This is a genomic window from Psychrobacter celer (assembly GCF_016107555.1).
Lineage (GTDB): Bacteria > Pseudomonadota > Gammaproteobacteria > Pseudomonadales > Moraxellaceae > Psychrobacter > Psychrobacter celer.
The window spans coordinates 100,598-124,849 of sequence record NZ_JABASU010000003.1; the positions used below are offsets into that span (position 1 = coordinate 100,598).

Annotated in this window: 22 protein-coding genes; 12 read left to right on the forward strand and 10 right to left on the reverse strand. The window is 48.7% G+C overall.

Features of this window, described 5'->3' with window-relative positions:
- Nucleotides 1-110 precede the first annotated feature (110 nt).
- Together pta and JFC05_RS02915 are read right to left on the reverse strand one after the other, a co-directional pair.
- Nucleotides 111-2,258 carry a phosphate acetyltransferase gene (gene pta, locus JFC05_RS02910; protein ID WP_198335696.1) on the reverse strand — a complete coding sequence of 716 codons (2,148 nt, stop codon included), beginning with the start codon at nt 2,256-2,258 and terminating at the stop codon, nt 111-113.
- A gap of 153 nt (nt 2,259-2,411) precedes the next feature.
- The gene (locus tag JFC05_RS02915) at nt 2,412-3,644 is read right to left on the reverse strand and encodes an acetate/propionate family kinase (RefSeq protein ID WP_198335697.1); all 1,233 of its coding nucleotides are present in this window, start codon (nt 3,642-3,644) and stop codon (nt 2,412-2,414) included.
- Nucleotides 3,645-4,366: 722 nt separating this feature from the next.
- Here JFC05_RS02915 and lptM point away from each other — a divergent pair.
- From lptM to JFC05_RS02935, 4 genes are all read left to right on the forward strand, one after another.
- A complete protein-coding gene (gene lptM, locus JFC05_RS02920) occupies nt 4,367-4,681 on the forward strand; it encodes an LPS translocon maturation chaperone LptM (protein WP_227697379.1) in 315 nt (104 codons plus the stop codon).
- A 274-nt stretch (nt 4,682-4,955) separates the two neighbouring features.
- On the forward strand, nt 4,956-6,314 hold the full coding sequence (gene lysA / locus JFC05_RS02925) for a diaminopimelate decarboxylase (RefSeq protein ID WP_198335698.1): 1,359 nt from the start codon (nt 4,956-4,958) through the stop codon (nt 6,312-6,314).
- A gap of 115 nt (nt 6,315-6,429) precedes the next feature.
- The gene (gene dapF, locus JFC05_RS02930) at nt 6,430-7,317 is read left to right on the forward strand and encodes a diaminopimelate epimerase (protein ID WP_198335699.1); all 888 of its coding nucleotides are present in this window, start codon (nt 6,430-6,432) and stop codon (nt 7,315-7,317) included.
- 49 nt (nt 7,318-7,366) lie between these two features.
- Entirely contained in the window at nt 7,367-8,461 is a 1,095-nt protein-coding gene (locus tag JFC05_RS02935; RefSeq protein ID WP_198335700.1) for a tyrosine recombinase XerC, read from the forward strand.
- Nucleotides 8,462-8,554: 93 nt separating this feature from the next.
- Here the strand turns inward: JFC05_RS02935 and JFC05_RS02940 are convergent, their stop codons facing one another.
- On the reverse strand, nt 8,555-9,454 hold the full coding sequence (locus tag JFC05_RS02940; protein ID WP_198335701.1) for a nitrilase-related carbon-nitrogen hydrolase: 900 nt from the start codon (nt 9,452-9,454) through the stop codon (nt 8,555-8,557).
- Between the two features lie 448 nt (nt 9,455-9,902).
- Between JFC05_RS02940 and rpoN the strand changes: the two genes are divergently transcribed.
- Nucleotides 9,903-11,624: an RNA polymerase factor sigma-54 gene (gene rpoN / locus JFC05_RS02945; protein ID WP_198335702.1), complete on the forward strand. Its 1,722-nt coding sequence runs from the start codon at nt 9,903-9,905 to the stop codon at nt 11,622-11,624.
- 607 nt (nt 11,625-12,231) lie between these two features.
- Nucleotides 12,232-12,612, forward strand: coding sequence for a ribosome hibernation-promoting factor, HPF/YfiA family (hpf, locus tag JFC05_RS02950; RefSeq protein ID WP_105244686.1), 381 nt, complete (start codon nt 12,232-12,234; stop codon nt 12,610-12,612).
- 273 nt (nt 12,613-12,885) lie between these two features.
- Here hpf and thiS read toward each other — a convergent pair whose 3' ends face one another.
- The 4 genes from thiS to JFC05_RS02970 form a co-directional block, all read right to left on the reverse strand.
- Complete coding sequence (gene thiS / locus JFC05_RS02955) at nt 12,886-13,086, reverse strand: sulfur carrier protein ThiS (protein ID WP_105244687.1); 201 nt, start codon at nt 13,084-13,086, stop codon at nt 12,886-12,888.
- 114 nt (nt 13,087-13,200) lie between these two features.
- On the reverse strand, nt 13,201-13,578 hold the full coding sequence (locus tag JFC05_RS02960) for a DUF423 domain-containing protein (RefSeq protein WP_198335703.1): 378 nt from the start codon (nt 13,576-13,578) through the stop codon (nt 13,201-13,203).
- An 82-nt stretch (nt 13,579-13,660) separates the two neighbouring features.
- Nucleotides 13,661-14,524, reverse strand: a complete 864-nt coding sequence (gene rpoH, locus JFC05_RS02965) for an RNA polymerase sigma factor RpoH (protein WP_198335748.1) — start codon at nt 14,522-14,524, stop codon at nt 13,661-13,663.
- Nucleotides 14,525-14,765: 241 nt separating this feature from the next.
- On the reverse strand, nt 14,766-15,224 hold the full coding sequence (locus JFC05_RS02970; protein WP_198335704.1) for a sulfurtransferase TusA family protein: 459 nt from the start codon (nt 15,222-15,224) through the stop codon (nt 14,766-14,768).
- A gap of 279 nt (nt 15,225-15,503) precedes the next feature.
- Here JFC05_RS02970 and JFC05_RS02975 point away from each other — a divergent pair, with 279 nt between their 5' ends.
- On the forward strand, nt 15,504-17,201 hold the full coding sequence (locus JFC05_RS02975) for a M48 family metalloprotease (RefSeq protein ID WP_227697381.1): 1,698 nt from the start codon (nt 15,504-15,506) through the stop codon (nt 17,199-17,201).
- Between the two features lie 130 nt (nt 17,202-17,331).
- On the opposite strand, the gene JFC05_RS02980 is transcribed toward JFC05_RS02975, so the two are convergent.
- Together JFC05_RS02980 and rpsU are read right to left on the reverse strand one after the other, a co-directional pair.
- Nucleotides 17,332-17,781: a GatB/YqeY domain-containing protein gene (locus JFC05_RS02980; RefSeq protein WP_198335705.1), complete on the reverse strand. Its 450-nt coding sequence runs from the start codon at nt 17,779-17,781 to the stop codon at nt 17,332-17,334.
- 368 nt (nt 17,782-18,149) lie between these two features.
- The gene (gene rpsU, locus JFC05_RS02985) at nt 18,150-18,365 is read right to left on the reverse strand and encodes a 30S ribosomal protein S21 (protein ID WP_010195908.1); all 216 of its coding nucleotides are present in this window, start codon (nt 18,363-18,365) and stop codon (nt 18,150-18,152) included.
- A gap of 443 nt (nt 18,366-18,808) precedes the next feature.
- Here rpsU and JFC05_RS02990 point away from each other — a divergent pair, with 443 nt between their 5' ends.
- From JFC05_RS02990 to JFC05_RS03010, 5 genes are all read left to right on the forward strand, one after another.
- Complete coding sequence (locus JFC05_RS02990) at nt 18,809-19,177, forward strand: prolipoprotein diacylglyceryl transferase (RefSeq protein ID WP_198335706.1); 369 nt, start codon at nt 18,809-18,811, stop codon at nt 19,175-19,177.
- An 80-nt stretch (nt 19,178-19,257) separates the two neighbouring features.
- Nucleotides 19,258-19,779, forward strand: coding sequence for a c-type cytochrome (locus JFC05_RS02995; RefSeq protein WP_198335707.1), 522 nt, complete (start codon nt 19,258-19,260; stop codon nt 19,777-19,779).
- Nucleotides 19,780-19,930: 151 nt separating this feature from the next.
- The gene (gene tsaD / locus JFC05_RS03000; protein ID WP_198335708.1) at nt 19,931-20,980 is read left to right on the forward strand and encodes a tRNA (adenosine(37)-N6)-threonylcarbamoyltransferase complex transferase subunit TsaD; all 1,050 of its coding nucleotides are present in this window, start codon (nt 19,931-19,933) and stop codon (nt 20,978-20,980) included.
- Between the two features lie 50 nt (nt 20,981-21,030).
- A complete protein-coding gene (gene crcB, locus JFC05_RS03005) occupies nt 21,031-21,402 on the forward strand; it encodes a fluoride efflux transporter CrcB (RefSeq protein ID WP_198335709.1) in 372 nt (123 codons plus the stop codon).
- Between the two features lie 228 nt (nt 21,403-21,630).
- Nucleotides 21,631-22,395: a hypothetical protein gene (locus tag JFC05_RS03010; protein WP_198335710.1), complete on the forward strand. Its 765-nt coding sequence runs from the start codon at nt 21,631-21,633 to the stop codon at nt 22,393-22,395.
- An 863-nt stretch (nt 22,396-23,258) separates the two neighbouring features.
- Here the strand turns inward: JFC05_RS03010 and JFC05_RS03015 are convergent.
- Nucleotides 23,259-24,149, reverse strand: a complete 891-nt coding sequence (locus JFC05_RS03015) for a LysR family transcriptional regulator (RefSeq protein ID WP_198335711.1) — start codon at nt 24,147-24,149, stop codon at nt 23,259-23,261.
- Nucleotides 24,150-24,252 lie beyond the last annotated feature (103 nt).

The window sequence follows — 24,252 nt, forward strand, 5'->3', positions numbered from 1 at the left end:
AAAGCGCGTTATATTTGCTTAAATCTCACTAATAAAAAACCGACCATCAGTATGACAGTCGGTTAAATAACAGAAAGATAAAAGACAGTACGACGCGAGGCAAGCGGTGATTAAATCAAGTCGCTATAGGCTTGGATTGCGGTCAGGGCGATGGTATAGATGATATCATCGACCAGTGCGCCGCGAGATAAGTCATTTACCGGCTTGTTGAGACCTTGTAGCATGGGGCCGACGCTGACCACATTGGCACTACGCTGTACGGCCTTATAAGTGGTGTTGCCCGTGTTTAGGTCTGGGAAGATAAAGACATTGGCTTGACCTGCGACTGGTGAGTCGGGCGCTTTTTGTTTGCCGACACTCATCACAGAGGCGGCATCATACTGTAGTGGGCCATCGACTTTTAGCTCAGGTGCTCGCTCGCGGACGATTTGGGTGGCACGCGTGACTTTTTCCACATCCGCGCCGCTCCCTGATGAGCCAGTAGAGTAGCTGATCATGGCAACTTTTGGATCGATACCAAAGGCGGCGGCCGACTGCGCTGACTGAATAGCAATCTCGGCGAGCTCTTCGGCATTTGGATCTGGGTTGATGGCGCAGTCACCATAGACCACCACTTGCTCAGGCAACAGCATAAAGAACACTGACGATACTAAGGAGTATTGCGGTGCGGTTTTGATGAGCTGAAAGGCAGGACGCACGGTATTTGCCGTGGTATGAATAGCACCAGATACCAAGCCGTCGACTTCGTCTAGCTGTAGCATGACCGTTCCTAAATAGACCGTGTCTTTTAGGTATTCGGCGGCCACTTCTGCACTGGTCTTGCCTTTGCGGCGCTCGACGACAGCAGCGATATATTTGCTCATATCAAGGCTATCGGGATCGATGATTTCAAGGTCATCAGGAATGGTCAGATCGCGGTTTTTGGCCACTTGCTCGACATCGGCGCGCTTGGCGAGCAGCACACAGTTGGCGATACCGCGGCTTTGACAGATGCAGGCCGCTTCGACTGTACGTGGTTCCGCGCCTTCTGGTAGGACGATGCGTTTTTTGGCATGTTGGGCTTTTTTGACCACTTGATGACGAAACGCAGAAGGCGACAGGCGCGGCTCATGGTTTTGGCTAAAGTAAGTCTTAATCCAACTCAAGTCTAGGTGCGCGGCCACATAACGCGCCACTTCATCAGCGCGCTCGGTGTCGTCACTTGGAATCTCAGAGCTCATATGCACAAGGCTCTGTACCGTCTCGTAGCTGTCGGATTCGACACTCATGACCGGAATGCCCGTTTTGAGCGCTGACTGCCATAGCTCAGCGACGGTGGCACTTGGCTCGACGCCGCCTGTCAATACCAGCCCTGCCAGCGGGATACCATTGATACAGGCCAAGCCTGCGGCCAATAGCAAATCATCGCGATCGCCTGGTACGACGATCAGGGTGCCGCGTTTAAACACCTCGTCGACACGTGACACCGAGCGCGCGGTGAGGCTAATGCGGGTGATGCGGCGCGATTTGGCTTCGCCGACGTTGAGCCACTTGGCATCAAGCTCGGTGGCGATATCCCACGTGCGAGGCACAGACAGCGAGTCACTAAACGGCACCACCCCGATTAGGCGAAATGCATCGGTATTAAAAGTAGGGGAGAGGCGCTGCACCTCTTGTATAAAGGTGTCATCTAAGCTGACGATGGCCTCGCCTGGTGCGACGGGCTGCGTCTCAAAGGTATTTGGCACGTCGTGTACGCGCATCAAAATCACCCCAAGGGTGCGGGCGCTGACGATACCGCCGAACTCGCGCGCGTGCACATCGATTTTATCTGCCAAATGCGCCGGATTTTTGGTGTCGGCGGTGCTGACAAAGATGATTTTGGCATCGAGTGCGTGTGCGATGGCGCGGTTGATTTGTGAGGCATAAGAGGTTTCTGTGGTCGGCACCAGACCTTCACAGATGACCACGTCATGATTGTCGCCAATCGTATGATAATTGACCACCACTTCTTCCATCAAGTCGTCTAGGTTGTCATCGCCCAGCATACGCTCAACGCGTTGACGGCTGATCGATTTTGGTGGGTTGAGACCAAAAGCATGCATGGTCAAAGCGCTGGTACTGTCCAAGCTATGCTGCTTATCAAAGGTATCATCTTGCAAAAACGGCTTCATAAAGCCGGCTTTGATACCGTTATAATCAAAAGCGCGAATCAGACCGAGCGCCGCTGATGTCACACCGATACCGCGACTAATGGGAACAAGTAAAATGGTTTGCATAGTGTATCCTACGGTTTATTGTATTTTTAAAGCGTGTTCATCCTTGCCAGAATGAGTCAGATAGATGCCGCGCTTTTTGATAGCCCTTATCAAAGGCACGGACAAAAACGCTGACAAACCCATCCTAACGATGGATCTGTCAGCAGACAGAACCTAGGTGAGGCTCAAGGCTTCACGGGTTTCTTGAGCGATGCGGCATTCTTCGTCCGTTGGGACGACCCAAAGCTCCAGATGGCTGTCCTCTGCGTGGAAACTGCCTTCGCTACCGCCAAACAGCCCTGCGTTTTTGTTGGCATCGACCTTGATACCAAAATGACGCATCACCTCTAAGATACGAGTACGCGTGGTGACCGAGTTTTCACCGATACCACCGGTAAAGACGATACCCGTCAGCTCAGGCAGCGCACAGCTTAAGCTGGCCAGATATTTACCCACGCGGTAGCAGAACATCTCGATAGCCAGTTTGGCATCTTGGTGGCCTTCGTTGGCCGCTTCTTCGACTGTACGCAGGTCGTTCGATAGCCCTGAAATACCCAGTAGGCCACTTTCTTTATTGAGCATCGCATCGATGTCTTCTAAGCTCATATCGAGCTGGCGCTTTAGGTGCATGTGCAAACTTGGGTCGACATCGCCACTACGGGTGCCCATCATCAAGCCCTCAAGCGGGGTCAGCCCCATGCTGGTATCCAGACTCTTGCCATCATAGACGGCGGTCGCCGAGCAGCCGTTGCCCAGATGCGCGGTCAGCCAGCCATGTGGGCCCTTTGTTTGAGTGATTTCACTGGCGCGCTCTGAGACATAGGCATGAGAGGTGCCATGAAAGCCATAGCGGCGGATTTTATACTCTTCGTAGAGAGATTTGGGTATTGGGTAGCGAAATGCCACCGGCGGCATGGTTTGGTGAAAGGCGGTATCAAAAACCACCACCTGCGGAATCTCAGGGTAGATGGCTTGTACCGCTTCGATGCCCAAAGCGTGAGCTGGGTTGTGTAGCGGGGCCAATATTTTTAGGCGTTTGACTTCGTCTAAGACATGCTCGTCGACACGTACCGCTTCTGAGTACTCGCGACCACCATGGACCACGCGGTGTCCGACAGCGATAAAGTGATATTGCTCTAATAACTCAAGGATTTTTTGTAAGGCTAGTTTGTGTCGGCCGCCTGGGATAGAGATTTCTAGCTTATCGCCATTGATGGTGGTGTGTTTGATACGGGCGGTGTCAAGGCCTAAGTTTTCGGCCAGCCCAGTGATACGGATAGAGTTGTCTTCGCTGATGAGGGCGTATTTGATAGAAGAAGAACCGCAGTTGAGGACTAAGGTAGGGTTGGTTAGGGTGGATGTTTCTGCGTTTTGGTCGTAAAAATTGGGATTTAGGCTGTCGCTCATATTCTCTCTATCCTTAGATGATTTTTGTTAAATGGTGACTCAACAAACGAGTCGCGGGGTAATACACAAAAACCAGCGATATCCAAGCTGACATAGGTCAAGCAAGCATATGGCTGATTTGAGGTATCCTTGGCTGCCACGGTCGATCAGTGTGTGTTGAGTTGCCCGCTAGCACCCAAACACAGTCGCAAGGTCCGTCTATAATGTAACACATTTTTGTGGCTATACCATGATAACTATCGGGGTTAAATCCATAAATCGTTGCTTGGCAAATACAACTGTACACCGAGTGTAGTCAATGTCTATCGAGCGCTAACACAAAAAATAGCAGCCAATAAAAATTGTAAGAAAGTTTGTCTAAATCAGGATAATGCGCTTTTTTGTGCTCAAAAACTGTCCGTTTGTCCGCCAGTAAAACGATGAGGAATTTATTACCCTATTATATTCAGTATAGAGGACGCTTTATGTCATAATGCGATTACCCAATCCGCCCATGGACGCTTTTTTGGCGGACTCATTCGCTTATTTATAGTAGATTTTAAATAAAACAGATACACTATATTTCGACACGGAACTGGCACAAATGTTTTTGGCGTGCTGTGCCTGCGCAGACAGATGCGGCGCAAAATTCATCCCAGTCGCACTGTATCAGTTTTTATACTGAGCTCACTATATATTGTTATATACACCATTATCGGTCATTCACATAGGTCATCCACGCTATGCTTTTCACTCGCCGCTCGACTCATTTCCAGAACGCGACCAGCGCAGTCGCCCATCGCCGCGCCAGCCTTACTTCTATGAAGCCAGTACTTATCATGAGTGCTGTATCACTGCTGGTTTTGTCAGGCTGCGGGCAAAAGGGCGGCCTGTATCTGGTGGATGATAGTCGTCAAACGGTTCAGCAAAGCACAGAGACGCTCGGCAGTACCAACCATCCGCAAGATACCGCCTTTGCTGGTATTGATGATGATAAGCATCAGCCGCGCGATGATTGGCAGCTACCAGCGCCCAGTACCGATCCCAACGACTACTAAGGCAAATGACCAAACTAGTAAATTATGAATTTACTAATTCACTAAGCAACTAGCAACTAGCAACTAGCAACTAGCAACTAAGCATCGCAGGTAGCCGCTCTTAGTATAAGCCAGCTTGTGAGCTTGATTGTCTCAGTGTCCACACTGTTATGGCAGTGTTTGGGAGTCGTTTATATGCTAGCCATACCATCTTTGATAGGGCTGTTGCCGCGCTAGTCGTGCATTTTTGTCCTTGCCATCTTTTTAATACCTTGATCAATGTAGAGATATTTATATGAGTCATTCTGAGCAAAAAATCGGCGAATCCGTCACTACCCATACCGCACAAGGGCTGTATATCGACCCGCAGGCGCTCACCGCTCATCTGCCTGCGCTGGCTTATCGCGATGGCGCACTGCATATGGAGCAGGTCAATATCGATGAGGTGGTCAAGCACTACGGCACGCCATGCTATATATACTCCAAACAAGCAATATTGGACGTTTATCACGCCTATAGCAAAAGCTTTGCCAGCGTAGAGCATCAGATATGCTACGCCGTAAAAGCCAACTCAAACCTTGCGGTGCTAGGGGTGCTGGCACAGGCGGGCGCTGGGTTTGATATCGTCTCACGCGGCGAGCTAATGCGCGTGCTGGCGGCAGGCGGTAGGGCTGATCGCGTGGTATTCTCAGGCGTCGGCAAAACCTATGGCGATATTGAGTATGCCCTCACCCAAGGTATCGGCTGCTTTAACATCGAGTCTATCAGCGAGCTTGCGTTGATCAACGAGGTGGCAAAGACGCTGGATAAGCCTGCACCGATCTCGCTACGTGTCAATCCAGACGTCGATGCCAAGACACATCCGTATATCTCAACGGGCCTAAAAGACAATAAGTTTGGTGTCGCGCACCAAGAAGCGCTCGCGCTCTATCAGCAAGCCGCGACTTTGTCGCATATCGAGATTGTCGGTATTGATTGTCATATTGGCTCGCAGCTGACAGAAGTGGCGCCTTTTGTGGCGGCATTAGATAAAGTCATTGAGCTGATACAGGGCTTACGTGATAACGGTATTGAGCTGCGCCATATCGATTTGGGCGGCGGCCTCGGCGTCCGCTATATCGACGAGATGCCAGTACCTATCGAGGACTTTGCGCAAGCGTTACTGCCTAAGCTAAGCGAGCTGGGATTGACAGTGTTTTTTGAGCCGGGCCGTAGCATCGTGGCCAATGCAGGCGTGCTGTTGACCCGCGTCGATGTCCTCAAGCCGACGGCGCACAAAAACTTTGCCATTGTCGATGCGGCAATGAATGATTTGATCCGTCCAGCGCTCTATCAGGCTGAAATGGCAGTGATACCAACTGTGCTGCCAAGCGCTGGTATCGAGACGGCTGATACCCAAGCGTGGGATATCGTCGGCGCTATCTGTGAGACGGGCGACTTTTTGGCAAAAGATCGTCTGCTATCCTTACAGACAGGCGATACGTTAGCGATCACAGGAGCGGGGGCTTATGGCTTTACCATGAGTAGTAACTACAACTCGCGCCCGCGCGCCAGTGAAGTCATGGTAGCGGGCGAGCGTCATCAACTGATTCGCCAGCGTGAGACAGTCGAGGCGCTCTATGCAGATGAGCGGCTGTGGCAGGACGCGCCCTAGCCAGTATGGCCGAACGGATGACGATAATTGGGTATTTAACGGTGATAATTATCATTGTATCTGACAGCGTGCTAATATAACGCATACATAAAAATTAGGATAGGATATCAAGGGTATGCTAATAGAATTTACAAAAATGCATGGTCTGGGCAATGATTTTATGGTCATCGATTTGGTGACCCAGCGCTTAGATCTCACCAGAGAGTTAGTGCAATTGTTGGGCGATCGTCATCTCGGTATCGGCTTTGATCAGTTATTGGTCGTCGAGCCGCCGATGCGTCCTGACGTGGATTTTAGCTATCGTATTTTTAATACTGATGGTACAGAGGTAGAGCAGTGCGGCAACGGCGCGCGCTGCTTTGCTCGTTTTGTGCAGGCACGAAAGCTGTCATTTAAGCAGCGTCTGCGTGTCGAGACGGCCAGCGGCATCATCTCATTGACCACCGACCGTTACGGCTGGGTCGAGGTCGATATGGGCAAGCCCAAGTTTGAGCCAGACGAGATTCCCTTTACTCCAAAAGCCACTACCAAAATTCAAAACGCCTATCATCTCGATGTCGATGGCACGCCTGTGCAGCTTTATGTGGCCAATATGGGCAATCCCCATGCGGTAATCAAGGTCGATGACGTCCTAAGCGCCGATGTCGAGACATTAGGCAAAGCCATCGAGTCGCACCCTGCTTTTCCAGAGCGGGTCAATGTCGGCTTTATGCAAATCATGAATCAGCGGCACATTCGCTTGCGTGTCTATGAGCGCGGCGTGGGCGAGACCCAAGCGTGTGGTACAGGTGCCTGTGCGGCGGTGGCCGTCGGTATTCGTGAAGGCTGGCTCGACGAGGGCGAAGAGATACGCGCGCAGCTATATGGCGGTAGTATGATTATCAAGTGGCAGCCTGGTTATTCGGTGATGATGACCGGCCCGACGGCCTTTGTCTACGAAGGAGTGTTTAGTCCGGATGGGCTGATGGCGCAAGCGGGTATCAAACCAAGCCCTGAGGGTTAATAAAAAATGCCCAGCGTGTATGTTTGGCGAGTAGGTAACAGCAATGGTCATGTCCAGAAAAAGGGAGTCTCATAACAAAGTGCAGCGACGCACCAGTCAAAAACAAGACTTAGATAAAGAGGTAGAGCAAGAGGCGGCATTAGCAGCAGACGACGCCTCACAAGCGTGGCGCTCAGGCTCGCTGTCGACAAGCAGAGAGGCCGATGCGGCACTGCGTGAGCTGCTGTCTCCAGTGCATCGCTGGCTCAACACCTTGTCGGTACGCAATCACTCTGAGCACACCTTGACGGCTTATTTTGCTGGGTTAAATCAGTTGGCGCTGTTTTTGCGGGGCAAGCGTCTGACATGGACGCGCTGTGACAAGCGCCAGTTGGCTCAGCATATCAGCCAGCGCCTCGATGAAGACAAGCTTGCCCTGGCCAGTGTCCAACAGGAGCTGTCCGCCATTCGCCATTTTTATGGTTGGCTGATAGAGGAGGGTATAGCTCGTATCAACCCAACCACTGGCTATCAGCTCAAACGCAGTGCCAGACCTCTACCATCTATCACGGATGTCGATTTACTCACCCAATTGCTTGAGCAAGAAATGCCCGATACTCCAGAGCAGGCGCGCCTTTGGTTACGTGATAAGGCGATGTTTGAGCTGCTCTATAGCAGTGGTCTTCGTGTCGGCGAGCTGGTGGCACTTGATGTAAGCGATATCGATTTGTCTGACTTACGCGTGCGCGTCACAGGAAAAGGCAACAAAACGCGTTTGCTACCGCTAGGGCGCAAAGCCGCTGAAGCCATACGCCGCTATCTGCCACACCGTGAGCTATGGGTTGAGCAGATGGATGCCGCGCTGTTTATCAGTGAAAAGCTGGGCACCCGCCTATCAACCAGAGCGGTGCAGCAGCGTCTAAAAGTAGCCGCGGCCCGCGCTGGTATCGCCCAAAACATGTATCCACACTTGCTGCGTCACTGTTTTGCCTCACACATGCTCTCAGGCAGTGGTGACCTGCGTGCGGTACAAGAAATGCTCGGGCACAGTGATATCAGCACCACACAGATCTATACCCATGTTGATTTTGCCAAGCTCACGCAGGTTTATGACCGCGCTCATCCGCGTGCCACTCACACACAAGTTGATGGGGATACCGAGTAGGTTTGGCCTTACCTATAAGGTTCTATCGTCTTGTGCCATGTGACGGCATTGCCCTATTAACAATTTAATCATCAAATTATTTGTCAGACAGCTTTATGCCAAACGATGACAGTCAAAAATCGGCAGTTTTTGTCGTCCTTGCTGCTGTTGCGATTTGTCTAAAGACGCCATCACCATGGCATAGCGCTGGTTTTCTGTGGCGCTCGTTTTTTGTAGCTCACTGTCATTGTAGCTGCTGAGCACCGTGCCATCATAGGCGGTGATGGCAGCATGTCCCCATGTCTGCCGTGTGTGACCGTCCTGATAAGTGTGATCTCCTCCTTGCGCCGCCCCAATCACCATGCATTGACTGTCTAGTGCTCGTGCCCGTAGCAGCAGTGACCAATGCGCTTGCCCAGTCAGATAAGTAAAGGCTGAAGGAGCGCTCAGCATATCCGCTCCAGCTTGACGCAGGCGCTGAGCCAACGCTGGAAAACGCAAATCAAAGCAGACCATCATACCCAGCTGGTAGACTGTATCCTCAGTCTCTAGCGGCACTACGACGGTTTGGGTGCCAGGCTCAAAGGTCGCCGCTTCATTATAGCTGCCTGTTTTGTCAGCGACTGTCGCGGTAAACAGATGAATCTTGTCATAGCGGGCCACGCGCGTACCATCAGGGGCAAACACTTGGCTGACTTGACGCAGTCTACCATCAGGGACGACAATACCATCAGGGCGATAAGGACAAGGCAATGAGCCTGCCAGCACATAGATTCCATGAGTACTGGCATAGCCTGCTATCGTCGATGATAGCTCATCGAAGCGCTCGGCTGTGGCAGACTGTTGTCCCATGCTACAGCAGTTTTCTGGTAGCACCACCATGTGAGCGCCTTGCTGGGAAGCGGCGCTAATGGCCGTCTCGATGTCTGCTAGGTTTTGCTTGATGTCCTGCTGGCTATTCATTTGAATGGCAGCGACGGCAAATGATTGGTCGCTTGCTTGGTTGTGGTTCATAATATTCTCAATTGTATTTTAGTTGTCGTTTATTTTAGGGCGTATCCTCATTTTAAAAATGGCGATAAAAATGAGATAAATTGCCGCCAAACAAGGAAAATAGCGCAGATAATATCGAGATATTAGCCAGATATTTGACGATGGTTGGCAAAATTTGGCCATTTTTAGCCCATTTAGATGGCTATCGATTGAATTGAGGACACGCCCTAATATTGAGCTTTTGCAGGCTTTGCCAGTTGGCTGTGTCGGCATGCCAACAATGATAGCGAAAACATTGATTTTAGAAGGTTTTATAGTAATAGTAAAATAAGCGTATCTGGGCTAGGTATAAATTATCGTAGCAAAATTGCAACAAAAAATGCTATCGTCGTGTCCTGTTAGGGCTAAATCATGATCTTAGCCAGTTGTTTATTGACTATCACCATCGTCGGAGTGTAATAAGCCACCCATGAGTATGTCGTTCGGATTGGCAACCACGCTGAGCACCTCACAAAAGCTGACCCCGCAGATGCAGCAAGCCATTAAGTTGCTGCAGCTCTCTAGTCTTGAGCTGGCGCAAGAGGTTCAGGCCAAGCTCGATAGCAATCCTCTGCTCGAACGCATCGAGGACGATGAAGAATATGGCGACGGTGAGGGCTCTGACAGCAGCGTGAACGATAGTATGGAGACAGCTGAGCATAGCTTGACGCTTGATGACTGGAATCAGACGACGGCCACCGATGCGTTTAGTAGCACCACAAAAGAGACGGACGAGTATGGGGCAGATAGTGGCGTAGACATTGACCGTTTGGCGATAGCCGGTCTGGAGACAAACGGCGATCCTGCAAGTGATGATAATCTAACGGACTTCGGCGCAGCGACCTACAATGATGATGACAATGGCACTGACTATCGTACCGATAACTATAGTATCGATAATTATAGTGCCGATAACTATGCATCCGCCGCGAGCAGTCCGACTAGCAGCAGCGCGCCGCACGCGAATGAGGACTTTGATAGCTATCAAGGGGGTACCTCTGCCACCATTCAAGACCATGTGCGCTGGCAATTAAACTTTAAGCGTTTATCAGACACCGATACCTTGATCGCTGAGTATTTGATTGACTCGATGGATGAGATGGGGTTTGTTCGGCTCGATATCGATGAGCTGTTACAGAGCTTGGATACCATGGCCAGCTTTTATCAGTGGGAGGAGCGGGTCGAGCGCGATGAGATACTAGCCGTGCTTCGTATTGTCCAGTCTTGCGATCCACTTGGCGTTGGCGCTCGTGATTTGAGCGAATGCCTTGCCCTGCAGCTCGCAAAGCTCGATCCTAGTACCGCATATCTAAAAGAAGCTCACGCGCTTTTATCTGCCAGTGAGTATCTGGTCAGCAATAATATCAAGGCATTGACCGAGCACACAGGGCTGACTCCTGAGGACATTATGCCTGCCTTGACGTTACTGCGCACATTGACCCCGTTACCAGGCGTCGTCTTTCAAAAGAACCAGCCTGACCATGCTCAGTCGCCAGATAGCTACGACATACCCGATGTGCTGGTCACACCCATTCGTCGCCCTACGGGTTTGCCTGACGCGCAGGAGGCCGGCTGGCAAGTACGCCTAAACCCTGAGACGCTACCCAAGCTACGGGTCAATCAAGAGTACGCCAGTTTGGTCAAGCGCGGTGATGATAGCCCTGATAATCAGTACCTGCGTGACAACCTCACCGATGCCAGATTGTTTATCAGGAGTATCGAAGAGCGCAACCAAAACCTACTAAAAGTCGCGACCAGCATCGTGCATCATCAACAAGCCTTTTTGCAGCAGGGTGCCACCGCCATGCAGCCATTGGTTCTCAAAGTCATTGCCGATGAGGTCGGGCTGCACGAATCGACGGTCTCACGCTTGACCACCAGCAAAACCATTTTGACACCGCAGGGCTTATTTTCGCTTAAGCACTTTTTTTCTTCGCATGTCAGTAGCGCAGATGGTGATATCTCATCGACCGCTATCAGCGCCATGATAAAACAGCTGATTGCTGATGAAGACCCCAAAAAGCCCTTATCAGACAGCCGTATCAAAGAGACGCTATTGGCTGATGGTATCGATATCGCTCGGCGTACGGTGGCCAAATACCGTGAAGCGATGAATATTGGCTCTTCCACCCAGCGTAAACAAAAATACTAACGCATCTTTTTATCATCAAGCACTCATATTTAAGCGCTTATCTTCGAATAGATATGTCTTCAGCTCATTTTATTTTATATGCTCAAAAACTAAAATAGCGCCACTAGTATCACGATATGAGCGGCGTTATTTTTTTGCGTCAATATCAGCCATAGACCATACTACTGTGTTGCTGCACTCTATATCTAGTTATAAAAAATAAAATTTTTTGATTATATAGAAACTTGATAGAAACAACAGTTTTTATTACATTTAATTACAATTTAATGGCTTGCTACTACGCCGCTTTCATGACAAATTAGAGTCATACCAACAACGAAACCCAAGTACAAAATCTAAGTATCTAAAAATCTAAGTGTCTAACCTCAGTACGTATTTATAGAATGTATTTACCTTGACGGTATTTATATTCATTAGCAACCAAAGAGACGATATAAGGATACGTTGATTTTTTGCTAGAGATACTGGTGGCTAACGGTCTATCTATCAGAGACATAGCTAACAAGGGTCTTAGATTTAATTAATGAGTTGTTGGTAAGGCAGGGTGATACAGGCAGGACGGCTATGTCATCTGTTGATTGTGAGTTATAAACAAAAGGACAATAATATGAATGTTTCTATCAGTGGTCATCATATCAGTGTTACCGAAGCCATGGACAAGGCAGTTCGCGAAAAGCTAGAAAAAGTAGAGCGACATTTTGATCAGATACAGAGTATTAAAGTGATACTATCGCTCGATAATAGCGGCGCCAGTGACGGCGGCATGAAGAGCCATAAGGCCGAAGCCATTATGCGAGTGGCGGGTCAAGAGATGTTTGTCCAAGCGTGTGAAGATGATATGTACAAAGCCATCAACGACATGGCAGACAAGCTCGATAGACAAGTCCGTAAGTACAAAACCCGTCAAGAGCGTAAGAAAACGCAAGGGGCAGGGCGTGATGGACGTTATCAGGATGTGACGCCAGCCGAGATAGCGCCAGCGGTATGATCCTATTAAGGTCTAATAGGGCGTAGGACAACACAACTACTATTATAATGTCATTACCTTATTAGGCCTTAATTTCTTATAAACAAATAAACGGAATAAAAGAAAAGACCTTAGCACTTATGAGCTAAGGTCTTTTCTTTTATGCCATTTACTATATCAGAGCCGGTTGCTATATCAGAACTATTTAATCAGAGCCGTTTATTATCAGCATAGCGACTTTATGTCGAACTGACGATACGTAACGGCAGTATATGGCAATACGGTCGTTGAGACCTAGCCACCGCCGACGGCTTGTACCACTTCGATGCTCATGCCTTCTTTGACACGCATGCCAGCAAGCTCGCTTTTTGGTATCAGCTCGCCGTCGACTTCTACCGCATAGCGACCTTTACTCAAGCCAAGCTCATTGAGGACCAGCTGCACCGTCTGGTGTGTGGTTTGTAGATGTTTACCATTGACACTAATAGTACTCATAACAGATGCTCCCTAACGCAGTCTTGTTCCTTTTATCGGCGCTGACATATGGGTCATACTAGCAGCCGCCTTACTCTTTATCATTTTTTTATCATGGCTATCAGCCCTGACAAGCTATTTTGCGGCCGCCGGCTTGATGGCAAATGCGGATATCGCCAGCCATAGCCAGCCTACTATCATCAGCACGCCGCCGATAGGCGTGATAGCACCAAACCAGCGCGGCGCGCCCAGCGTCATCGCATAGAGGCTACCAGCAAATATGATAATACCGACTTGTAGCAGCCATGCGGGGGCTTGCGCGGCGTACCTTAGACGTATCAACACGCCGACGATCAGCAGGCCGAGCGCATGGACAAATAAATACAGCGTTGCGGTATGCCACCACTCTAACTGCTGCAGGCTGACGAGGTTTTTTAGACCATGCGCGCCAAATGCCCCTAGAGCCACGGCAATGGCCATATTAATCGCCGCAATTCCTATCCAATTTACCATAGTAAAACTCGTGTTATGTACTGCATCATGCTCTGCACTACCTACTGCTCTGTACTATTTGCTGCTATGTACTCTGTACTGTCTATTGAATGTCATCAGGTAAGATAACGCTATCGATGGTCATGGCATCGCGAATCTTGTCCATGGCGTTTTTTTCGATCTGGCGTACGCGCTCCGCTGAGATAGAGTAGACTGCTGCCAGCTCATGCAAGGTGGATTTTTGCTCAGAAAGCCAGCGCTGCTCGACAATGTCACGTGAGCGATCATCCAATGTGCCCATCGCGGCAAGCAGTGCTGAGGAGTTGTTTTCTTCCCAGTCTTCTTCTTCGAGCTGCTCGGCGGGATCGATGCCATCTTCTAAAAACAACTGCGGCGCATAGCGGCCATCGTCATCATCGCTAGATTGCGCTTCAAATGAGGCGTCGTAAGAGGTCAGACGCGATTCCATCTCTAGCACTTGCTTACGCGTGACGTTTAAGTCCTTGGCAATGGCATCCGCTTCTTCTAGCGTCAGCTGATTATTGGTTTTCTTTAAGCTGCGTAAATTAAAAAACAGCTTACGGTGCGCCTTGGTGGTGGCGACTTTGACGATACGCCAGTTACGAATCACAAACTCATGAATCTCCGCCTTGATCCAATGAACGGCAAAGGATACCAAACGTACGCCTTTATTGGGATCAAAGCGTTTGACCGCCTTCATCAGCCCCAAGTTGCCTTCTTGAATCAAGTCCGCCTGCGGCAATCCGTAGCCTGAATAGCTACGAGCGATATGAATGACAAAACGCAGATGTGACATGACCAATAAGCGCGCCGCTTCTACATCGCCTTCGTCATAGTAGCGATGAGCCAGCTCCTGCTCTTGGGTCGGTGTCAAAATAGGGATTTGGTGCACAGTATTGATATAGGCACCCAAGTTGACGCCTGGAGCGGACAAGTGGGTCGGCATCGCAGGCACCAAGTCACGAGTGCTGGTGTCGCCAAGGGTGCTGGCGTCGTAGGGTGGCCGCTCGGCAGCGGCTTTTAGCGCCGCATCGCGTGCTTCATTTTTTATCGGCGCTGCCTCGTCTTTTTTACTCGTTTTTGCAGCATTGTTAGAAGTATTAGCCATATTCTTGACCTTGGTTAAATAGTTAAGCAAATAGTCAGATAAAAATCTTTATAGTTGTAATTGTAAAGGATAGCCACCGTTAGTTGCTATCGGTTTTGGTAATGATGAAGTGATATATTGTATCGAAATGCGCGACAGGTTTATCATCATTGGCAGGTTGATGGGTCACTTCATGGACGCTTAAAGACAAAGGTGCTGCGCTGCCCGTTTGCTGGCTTTGGCGACAAAACGCGGTGATATCTGCCTGTGAGTTGGGATCAGTCGCTACCACATATAGTGATTCGCCTGCTGCCACCTCACGCAGAGCCACTTTGGTCTTTAATAAAGGCATCGGGCAGGCCAGTCCGCGGCCGTCGACCAGTTTTTTTATTGTCAGGCGCGGCGGTGTCATGTCCAGCGGCGTATCGCTGATGAGTACTGCGTCACCCAGCAAGCGTAGCAGCTCGCAGCTTTGCTGTTGCTCAGTTGCAGACAAATCCGCCGCGAAGTAAATAACGTCAGAGGCGGGGCGGGTGATGGGCTGACTATCGGCAGACATAAACAAACCTTATCATATGCGAGGGTTTTAACTTAAGAGAGGGGTGATGGTTTGTCATTATAACAAATAGCGCAGGGGCGATTGCAGTTGAATATAGTCAACGTCATGTTCGGTTCGTTAAAATGATAACGATAATGATATAACGATTGCACAGTCATGTTGCACAATCGTGACGGTCTGCGTGGTGATTGGTAGTCACAGGCGCGGGACAATTGATTTTGCACAAACAAGCTCGTATAGTCAAAACGACGTTGGGATTTATTTGTATAGGATGCGCATTTGTTTTATTTTCATCAATCGTTCACAGGCCGTACAGTCGCCTATGAAGTAGCATCGTCGCCGACTTTGCTGACGCCTGATACTGTCTCTATCCATAAGCGCAGTATGGCTCACCGGCTATCCTTATCTATCCTATCAGCGGCGATATTGACCATATCGGCGATGACCGCTGTGACCCCTAAGAGTAGTCACGCCGCCGGCAGTGATCTGCGTCAAGCGTCGTCTGCGCCTTATGATTCGTGGCAGTCCACCAATACCCCAGAGCTAAGTTTGCCAAGCTTGCGCGGGCAAGGACTGAGCTTTGCTGAGCAGTATCATAATAAGCTGCTCGGTGAGTGGTCACTACGCAATATCAATAAAAGCATCAAGATGGAGCATGATCCGTGGATACACGAGACCGTCAAAGATATGACATGGCGGCTCAATGCACAAGCAAGGCAGCAGGCACCGATTGGCTTGGTCATTATTGACAATCCAAGTATCAACGCTTTTGCCGCGCCAGGAGGCGTCATCGGTATCAACACGGGGACGATACTCGCCGCCAGTAGTATGGATGAGCTGGCAAGCGTCGTTGCTCACGAAGTTGCTCATATTAGTCAGCGCCATTATGAGAGCGGGGCAGACGAGCGCAAAAAAGCGCTACTGATGCAGATAGGCGGTATGCTGGCAGCCATTGCAGCGTCGGCGGTCGATGGAGATGCTGCCGCGGCCGTGATGATGGGGAGCCAGACTGCGACGATGAACAGTAGCATGGCGTTTAGCCGCAATAACGAGCGCGAGGCCGACCGTGTGGGCATGCAAATTATGACCCAAGCGGGCTATGATCCAAGGGCGATGCCAAGGTTTTTTGCCACCATGAATCAGCAAAGCCAGCTCAATCAAGTTGAAAATCGATTTTTACCAAGCTTTGTGCGCTCGCATCCACTAAGCAACGAGCGTTTGAGCGAATCGCAAAGCCGAGCCCAGCACTATCCGCCTTTATCATTGGCCGAGCAGCAGCGCCACCAAGCACTGTTTGATCTGCTCTATTGGCGCGTACAGAGTACCGGTAAGCATGCGTCAGAAACAGTGCTAACGACAGCGGCCAAAAACAGCGTTGGGGCCAAATTGGCATTGATGCAGTGGTATGGTGAACAGCAGCGCTTTGACGATGCCGATGAGATACTTGCAGCGCTAAACAAACTGCCCGCAGCTCAGCGTCAAAGGCTTGAGCCACTTTTATCGATTACTCATAGCCAGTTGTTAGCTGAGCAAGGTAATTGGGCAAAAGCGGCGGATATTTTGGCCAGTCAGCAGCGTCTCTATCCTGAGCGCCGTGATTTGCGACTCTATTTGGCAGAGGCGCTGACCAATAGTAATCAGCCGCTCCAAGCGCAAGCATTACTCAAGCCTTTGACCCAGCAGCAGCCAAGTGACCGCTATGCGTGGCAAAGCCTGCAATTGGCCAACGAAAAACTGGCGAAAACCACTACTACACCAAAGCTGGCCAATATTGCTACCATTAATGCGCTGCGCTATCGCAGTCATGACCAGCTGTGGAGTGGGCGTTATGATGCCGCGCTTACCTCGTTGACACAAGCCAAGCAGCTGGCAGACCATCTCCAAAATACTGCGCAAGCTGGTAGCGCGCGCCCACTACTGGCCAATATCAAAGCTGAGATCAAAAACGTAAAAACCGCCCAAGACTTTGAGCCTTAGGCGGTTATTGATTGGGGCGGTTACTGATGTAAATGCTCACTGAGATACCGCTGCTCGCGCGAAACCGTTATATTTAGATTTATACTTAGATTTGTAGTGCCTAGCTTTACAGTACCTAGATTTGCAGCGCTTAGCCTTGTAGCGCGTTTTTGACCAGCTTTGAGATGGTGGCAGGGTCGGCGCGGCCTGCCGTTTTGCTCTTTAGCACGCCCATGACACTGCCCATATCGCGCATCGATGTTGCGCCTTGCGCTTGAATCTCTGCATTGACCAAGGCAGCAAGCTCGTCATCGTCCATCTGTGCAGGCATAAACTCATTAATGACATCGATCTCAAACTGCTCTTTGGCTGCCAAATCATCACGGCCATTTTCGGTAAAGATACCGAGTGACTCTTGGCGCTGTTTTAGCTGCTTTTGTAGTACCTCTAAGACGGCGGCATCGTCTAGCTCGATCTGGCGGTCGATTTCGATTTGTTTGACGACTGACTGCACGTTGCGTAGCACCTTGACGCGCTCGAGCTCACGCGCTTTCATAGAAGCTTTGATGCTGTCTGACAGTGTTTGTTTAAGTTGGCTCATTGTTATTATCCTTATGGATTAGAGACTAGGGATGCGTGCCATAAAAACGGCTTGTGCTGGTGTTTTTTATGGGTATGGTTTATGAGTATAGTTTTATGAATACCGTATGAGCTGATAATAATATATGTTTGAATCCAAATAAATCAGATACATGGCTATCAAGCCGCTCAATGAAAAGTTGGCTTGCTTGCTGTGCCTACGCCGACAGATGCTGCGAAAAACAACTTTTCATCTCACTGTACCGTTTTTATATCGGATCGACTATATCAGTAATAATAATAAAAATTGTAGCACAAAAAACGCCACTGATATCAATCGATAGCAGTGGCGTTCCTGTAGCGCTGGTATTTAGCTAATCAAATAAGTGATTAGTACATACGAGTGGTACGAATGGTTTCGCGTTGCAATTTTTTCTTATAACGCTTTACAGCAGCGGCTTTTTTGCGCTTGCGTACTTGCGTTGGTTTTTCATAAAACTCACGCTTACGTACGTCTGATAGTACACCGGCTTTTTCACAAGCACGTTTGAAACGACGGATAGCGATGTCAACTGGTTCGTTTTCTTTAACCTTAACTGCAGGCATGAAGACTCCTTGATTAGGATGAGATATAAGGGCATTAGTTTGGCTGTATAGTAGTATTTAGCCGTAATATCTCAAGATTACCGGCATCAGCTCAAACTAGGACAATTTTGTGCTAGAGCACAAGGGCGAGTATTCTAATAAAAAATAGCAATAAAGTCAATGGTTTTTGCTGATTAATTCATAATTATCATTAAGTTGCGCCCTTTTTATCCACTGGTACAGTATGGCGGCGTCATGAATACCAAACAAAAGCGAATAATGTTTGATAAGGTGTGATTGGTCAGTGCAAGGTGAGATGGACTATATGCATCAGTAGAGCCGCTTTTGGCAAGTGTGGCCATCAAGAAAAAACCCTACTGTCTATAACGGTTTGGGTAGAGTTTATGCTATGATTATTTGCATCATATCAATCGTTTTATGTGCACTTTATTGAGGATGTTGCAATGAAAAAATCAGTACTAAATACAGCGCTAAGCACCGCATTTGTCGTCGCTTTAGGCTTTGGTATCAGCGCGTGTAGTGGCGACAAAGAAGGCGAGTCGCATCAAGTGTTGGCCAAAGACCGTGTCGATGAGGCCTCTGAGCTTGCGCGTAGCAACGCTCCTGCCGCTGAACAGATGGATTTCCCCGAGTCAGCGCCGACGACGACAGAAAGCACTGATGCCGAAAGTACTGATGCCGAAAGCACAGACACCCAAGGTGAGGCGACAGATGCTGGCACCACTGAGGCCGCTGCTACCGATAGCGCAGCTGACATGCCAGCTAATGATGCGGAAGCAGACGCCGATGCTGAGCCTGCGACCAACGAATAACGCTCTTTTGATGGTCTATCAGTGTATGCGCTGTCGTCGGCAGCCATCGACATACAATAGCAAATAGAGGTGTGATCACGATGAACAAACCACAGCGTATAAATACATTGACCGTATCGGCCATCAGCATCAGTGCATTGTTGATGCTAAGCGCTTGTAGTGATAATAATACTGCCGAGCCGCCCGCTGACGCGTCTGCCGAAACGAGCACGGTAGTAGAGGAGGCACCTGCCGCCGCGCCTGAAGCGCCTGAACCGCAGACGTCTGAGCCAGCTGTGCCGGCAGAAGCGCCAGCAACGACGACAGCTGAACCGGCCGAAGCAGTCGAGCCACCAACCCCAGATGAGCCTGAAGTGTTGGCAGCTGATGCAGGGGCGAAGCTATACGAGTCCAACTGTAAAGTCTGCCACGAAGCAGGTCTGCTCGATGCACCAAAATACGGTGATAAAGCAGCGTGGGCGCCGCGTCTTGCTAAGGGTATAGAGACGCTACATATGCACTCAGCGCAGGGCTTTAACAAGATGCCCGCGCAGGCGACTGACAAAGTAAGCGAAGCGGAGGTCTATGCAGCGGTCGATTATATGGTAGCTGCCGTGAGCTGATTTAGGCGATATGAGCCATTGAAATTTGCTAAACTGGCCGTCATTGTGACAGACAATGGCGGTTTTTTTGTGCAAGTGCTTAGATAGAGAGTCGCAGATAAAAGCGTGGTCAAAACCAACACGCAGACCAAGGTATGATAAAGGCAAAAATATGAAGGTATTGGGTTTAGAAACGTCTTGTGATGAGACGGGGCTGGCGATCTTTGATAGCGAGCAGATTAACAGCGCTAATAAGGGCCTAGTTGGGCAAGTGCTATACTCACAAATTGAGCTGCATGCTGTCTATGGCGGCGTGGTGCCTGAGCTGGCGAGTCGCGATCATATTCGTAAGCTCGTACCGCTACTCGATGAGCTGCTCGCGCAGTGTGATATGAGTAAAAACGACATTGATGCTATCGCCTATACCAAAGGCCCAGGCCTTATCGGTGCGCTGATGACGGGCGCGCTGTTTGGTCGTAGCTTGGCATACGGCTTGGATATCCCTGCGATTGGGGTTCATCATATGGAAGGTCACTTACTTGCACCGTTGATGGGTGCCAATCCACCAGCGTTTCCATTTGTCTCGCTACTGGTATCTGGCGGGCACACGCAGCTGATCGCCGCACAGGGTATCGGACAATATGAAATCCTAGGTGAGTCGATCGACGATGCCGCGGGTGAGTGCTTTGATAAAGCCGCTAAAATGCTAGGCCTGCCATACCCCGGTGGCCCTAATATTGCCAAGCTTGCTGGGACCGGTAATCCAAACGCCTATGAGCTGCCGCGGCCGATGCTGCATCGTGGACTGGATTTTTCTTTTAGCGGTATGAAAACAGCGGTGCATAATCTTATCAAAGACACTGCTGGCTCTGACAGTGACCCACAAGTGCGCGCCGATATTGCCGCCAGCTTTCAACATGCCATGGTCGATACGCTGGTGAAGAAATGCGTTAAAGCGCTCAAACAAGCAGGCATGAGTCGCTTAGTAATCGCGGGCGGTGTCAGCGCCAATATGCACTTGCGTGAGACCTTAGAAGCTGAATTGGCTAAAATAAATGCGACCGTCCATTATGCGCCGCCTGCGTTATGTACTGACAATGGCGCAATGATCGCTTATGCTGGCTTTGAGCGCCTACAAGCGGGGCAGGCTGATGATCTAGCCGTCAGCTGCGTACCGCGTTGGCCGTTGACAGAATTACCAGCACTGTTACCTGCGGTGTAATGTCTAGCAAGCATATAAAGTGTAAAAGCCATACAAAGGAAGGATAATCTATGCAGTGGCTAGCAATAGGCTTAGGAGCAGCATTAGGCGCGTGTTTACGTGGCTATTTAGCGCGCTTTAATCCACTGCATCACTGGATACCGCTTGGTACGCTTGGCGCAAATGTCTTGGGCGGCCTGCTGATTGGCCTTGCGCTCGTCTGGTTTGAGCGTATGGGTAGCAACTTATCTGATCATGTGCGTGTGTTTGTGATTACCGGATTTTTGGGCGGGCTGACGACCTTTAGCACCTTTAGCGCTGAGGTGTTTGGCTTTATCCATGATGGACGGCTGTTGGCAGGTTTGGCGTTGATCGGTCTGCACGTTGGGCTGACACTGCTGGCGACTGCGATTGGCTTTTATTTCTTTAAGTGCGTACTTTGAGCTTGTATCGATATCACTTGCTTAATGAGTCTGATTTAAGTGGTTACCGAAATACAGTCTGTTTTAAATGGTCTGTTAATGAGTCTAGAGGGCATAATGACTGGTTCCGCTGGGGTATACCCATATCGATCATTGCTGAAAAATATAGTGCAGCCAATGCTTTGCTCTTGTGAAAAAAACGAATATTTGTTTATAAGATAATTATTACTATATTTAAAAGGATACAAAATGAACCAGTCTTATAGAGTAAGACTTTTAAATATAATGATAGGATTGTTTGCTACATCAGGGTTAATAGCTTGTGCAAATGATATAACAGAGGGTATGGCTCATAGCCAAAATAAATCCCATTCAGCCGTTGGTGAAGACGTTAACTCAATTAGTAAAGCTGATGAAAGCGCTATAGCAAAAGGTCAATACCCTGTTGCATCAGTGCTGATTAAATTAATGGAAGACATGGACCTTACCTTTGTCTCCGTAGATCCGGAGGATGCTCATGAGCTGCGACTTAAAACAGTGAAAACGGGAGATACTGAGCTCGACGGCAAAACGGCTAAATATGCTCAGGTTCAAAATATTTACAAATTAGGTGACGCACCGAATATTTATTTTCCAAAGCAGTATTATTATTCCTTAAATCCTCTACAGCTATACTTATACGTTGTGAACGAAGACCTTGACGTACAAACCATGGTAGGCCAATCTATTCCAGTGCCGAAATATGCAAAGGTTGGCACATCGCAAAATCACATCCCAAAAGCCACTTACAATAATATTTTTGATAATATCAAATCATCATGGTCATTAAGCAAAGCCACGTCCAATACGGCTTGGTTGTGCGATACCTTTGAATATTCGGACCAGTCATCAGGAGCAGATGCTTTTTTAAAGGCTTGTTATGAGATTAATCAAGCAGGTGACATCTTAGATGGCAAGATAAATATGCCCTCTATGTTAGAGGCTAAGAATATAGACCTGATCTTAAAGAAGTAGACAGATTAACTTGGCGCTATTAAAGGGCTGCTGGTTTTAACTCGACCTATGCTGTAGAGCATCCCATACACCTTATAAAGTCTGATGCTTTAATTTTTTACTGAATATAACGGCCTAAGTTTTTTATCTAAATAGTAATAGCAAGCAGCACACATCGCACCGCTGACGGCGATAATGACCACTATCAAAATAGACTCTACGCTTTTATGGTCAAATAGAAGTGGTATGAGTCCGTAAATAAAACCACTGATTATCACCACCAATAAGCTAAGCTTCTTCGTTTTTTCCAAAATAATCAGATATAAGAAAAATACGAGGTAAGCCAATAAATAATAAACGTAAAAAGTAAATATGTTGCCTACTAATATTATTATCGAGACTCTTATATTCTCTAATAATGTAGCATGACCCCAAAACATAGTATCAAAAGTTGATATCGAGTACACCAACACCAAAAAAACCGCACCAACCAAGGGCGGTAAGAAGAACTTTGATAACCAAATCAGTATGAATTTTAAGATTTTATTTTTAGTTTGCAAGAATATTTATTCCTAATTATGGCTTGACGTTAAACGCTTAGAAGCTGATAACATATTGATATATAGTTAAGTCTTTGCAACAAGAAAGCTGTAATAACTTTAGGGATCTAAATCAAAATTAAGTCCGTTTGACCTCAAAAAATTAATATGATGTATACCGTGAAGTACACTACGGTTATTTAAACAACCCAAACTATTGCTATCATTAACCTACAGCTAAAGATTCAAGTCCTCACTAGGGAACCATTATTTACCATAACATTCATTACGATATGAAAAGGTGAATAATATTTCATCACTATAAAAAAGTAATTAGTAATGAAACTACAACGGCTTAACAATCCCATCAAGTAAACTCGCAAACCCCTGCATATACGCCATATCTTGGTTCGCCGTGCGCGTTGCGGCATAAAGCTGACAATACACGCCATTGCCTAACGGACGGGAGACCACCCAGCCTTTTTTCTCGTATTCTGCCACCACCCAATCGGGGAGAGCCGCAACGCCTCGCTCACTGGCGACTAGCTGTATCAGCATTGCTGTCAGCTCTGTGGTACGGACATTTTTGAAGCTCACATCGCTTGGCGTCATAAAATTAGCAATAATATCGAGGCGTTTGGCTTCCACCGGATAAGCGATCAAGGTTTCATCGATTAAGTCATGAGGCGCGATAAAGTCTTGCGCCGCCAAGTCATGCGTGGGCGATAGTACCAAACGGCTCTCATACTCAAATAACGGCTGATAGCTAATACCGTCTATTGGTAAGTCACTGGTGGTAATGAGCAAGTCGATATCGCCTTCCATCAGCAGATGATGCGGCTCAGGCTCAAAGCCCGTGGCAAAATCCAACTCAACATCCGACCACTCGCGGCGATAGTGATTGAGTATCGGCATGAGCCAATCAAAACAGCTATGACATTCAGACGCTAAGCGCAGGCGACCGGCTTGCCCATGGGCAAGGCGCTTTAGGTTGGATTTGGTGCGGGTGACTTGCGGTAGGATGCTGTCGGCCAGTGCCAGCACTATCTTGCCTGCTGGGGTAAAGCTCAGCGGGCGCGTGCGGCGATTGACGAGGCTGACATCATAATAGTTTTCCAGCTCTTTTAGCTGATGCGAGACGGCAGAGGCGGTAACATGCAGCTCATCGGCGGCCGCAGCCAGCGAGCCATGCGCGCGCAGTGCCGTCAGTGTATTGAGATGACGAAGCTCTAACATAAGATAACCTAAGCACTTGGGTGAGAAAAATTCATTATAAACAATCTATCGGTGAATTCCACTCAAATATTTTTATCAAGTGCCTGTCATTAGCCAGCCTCCA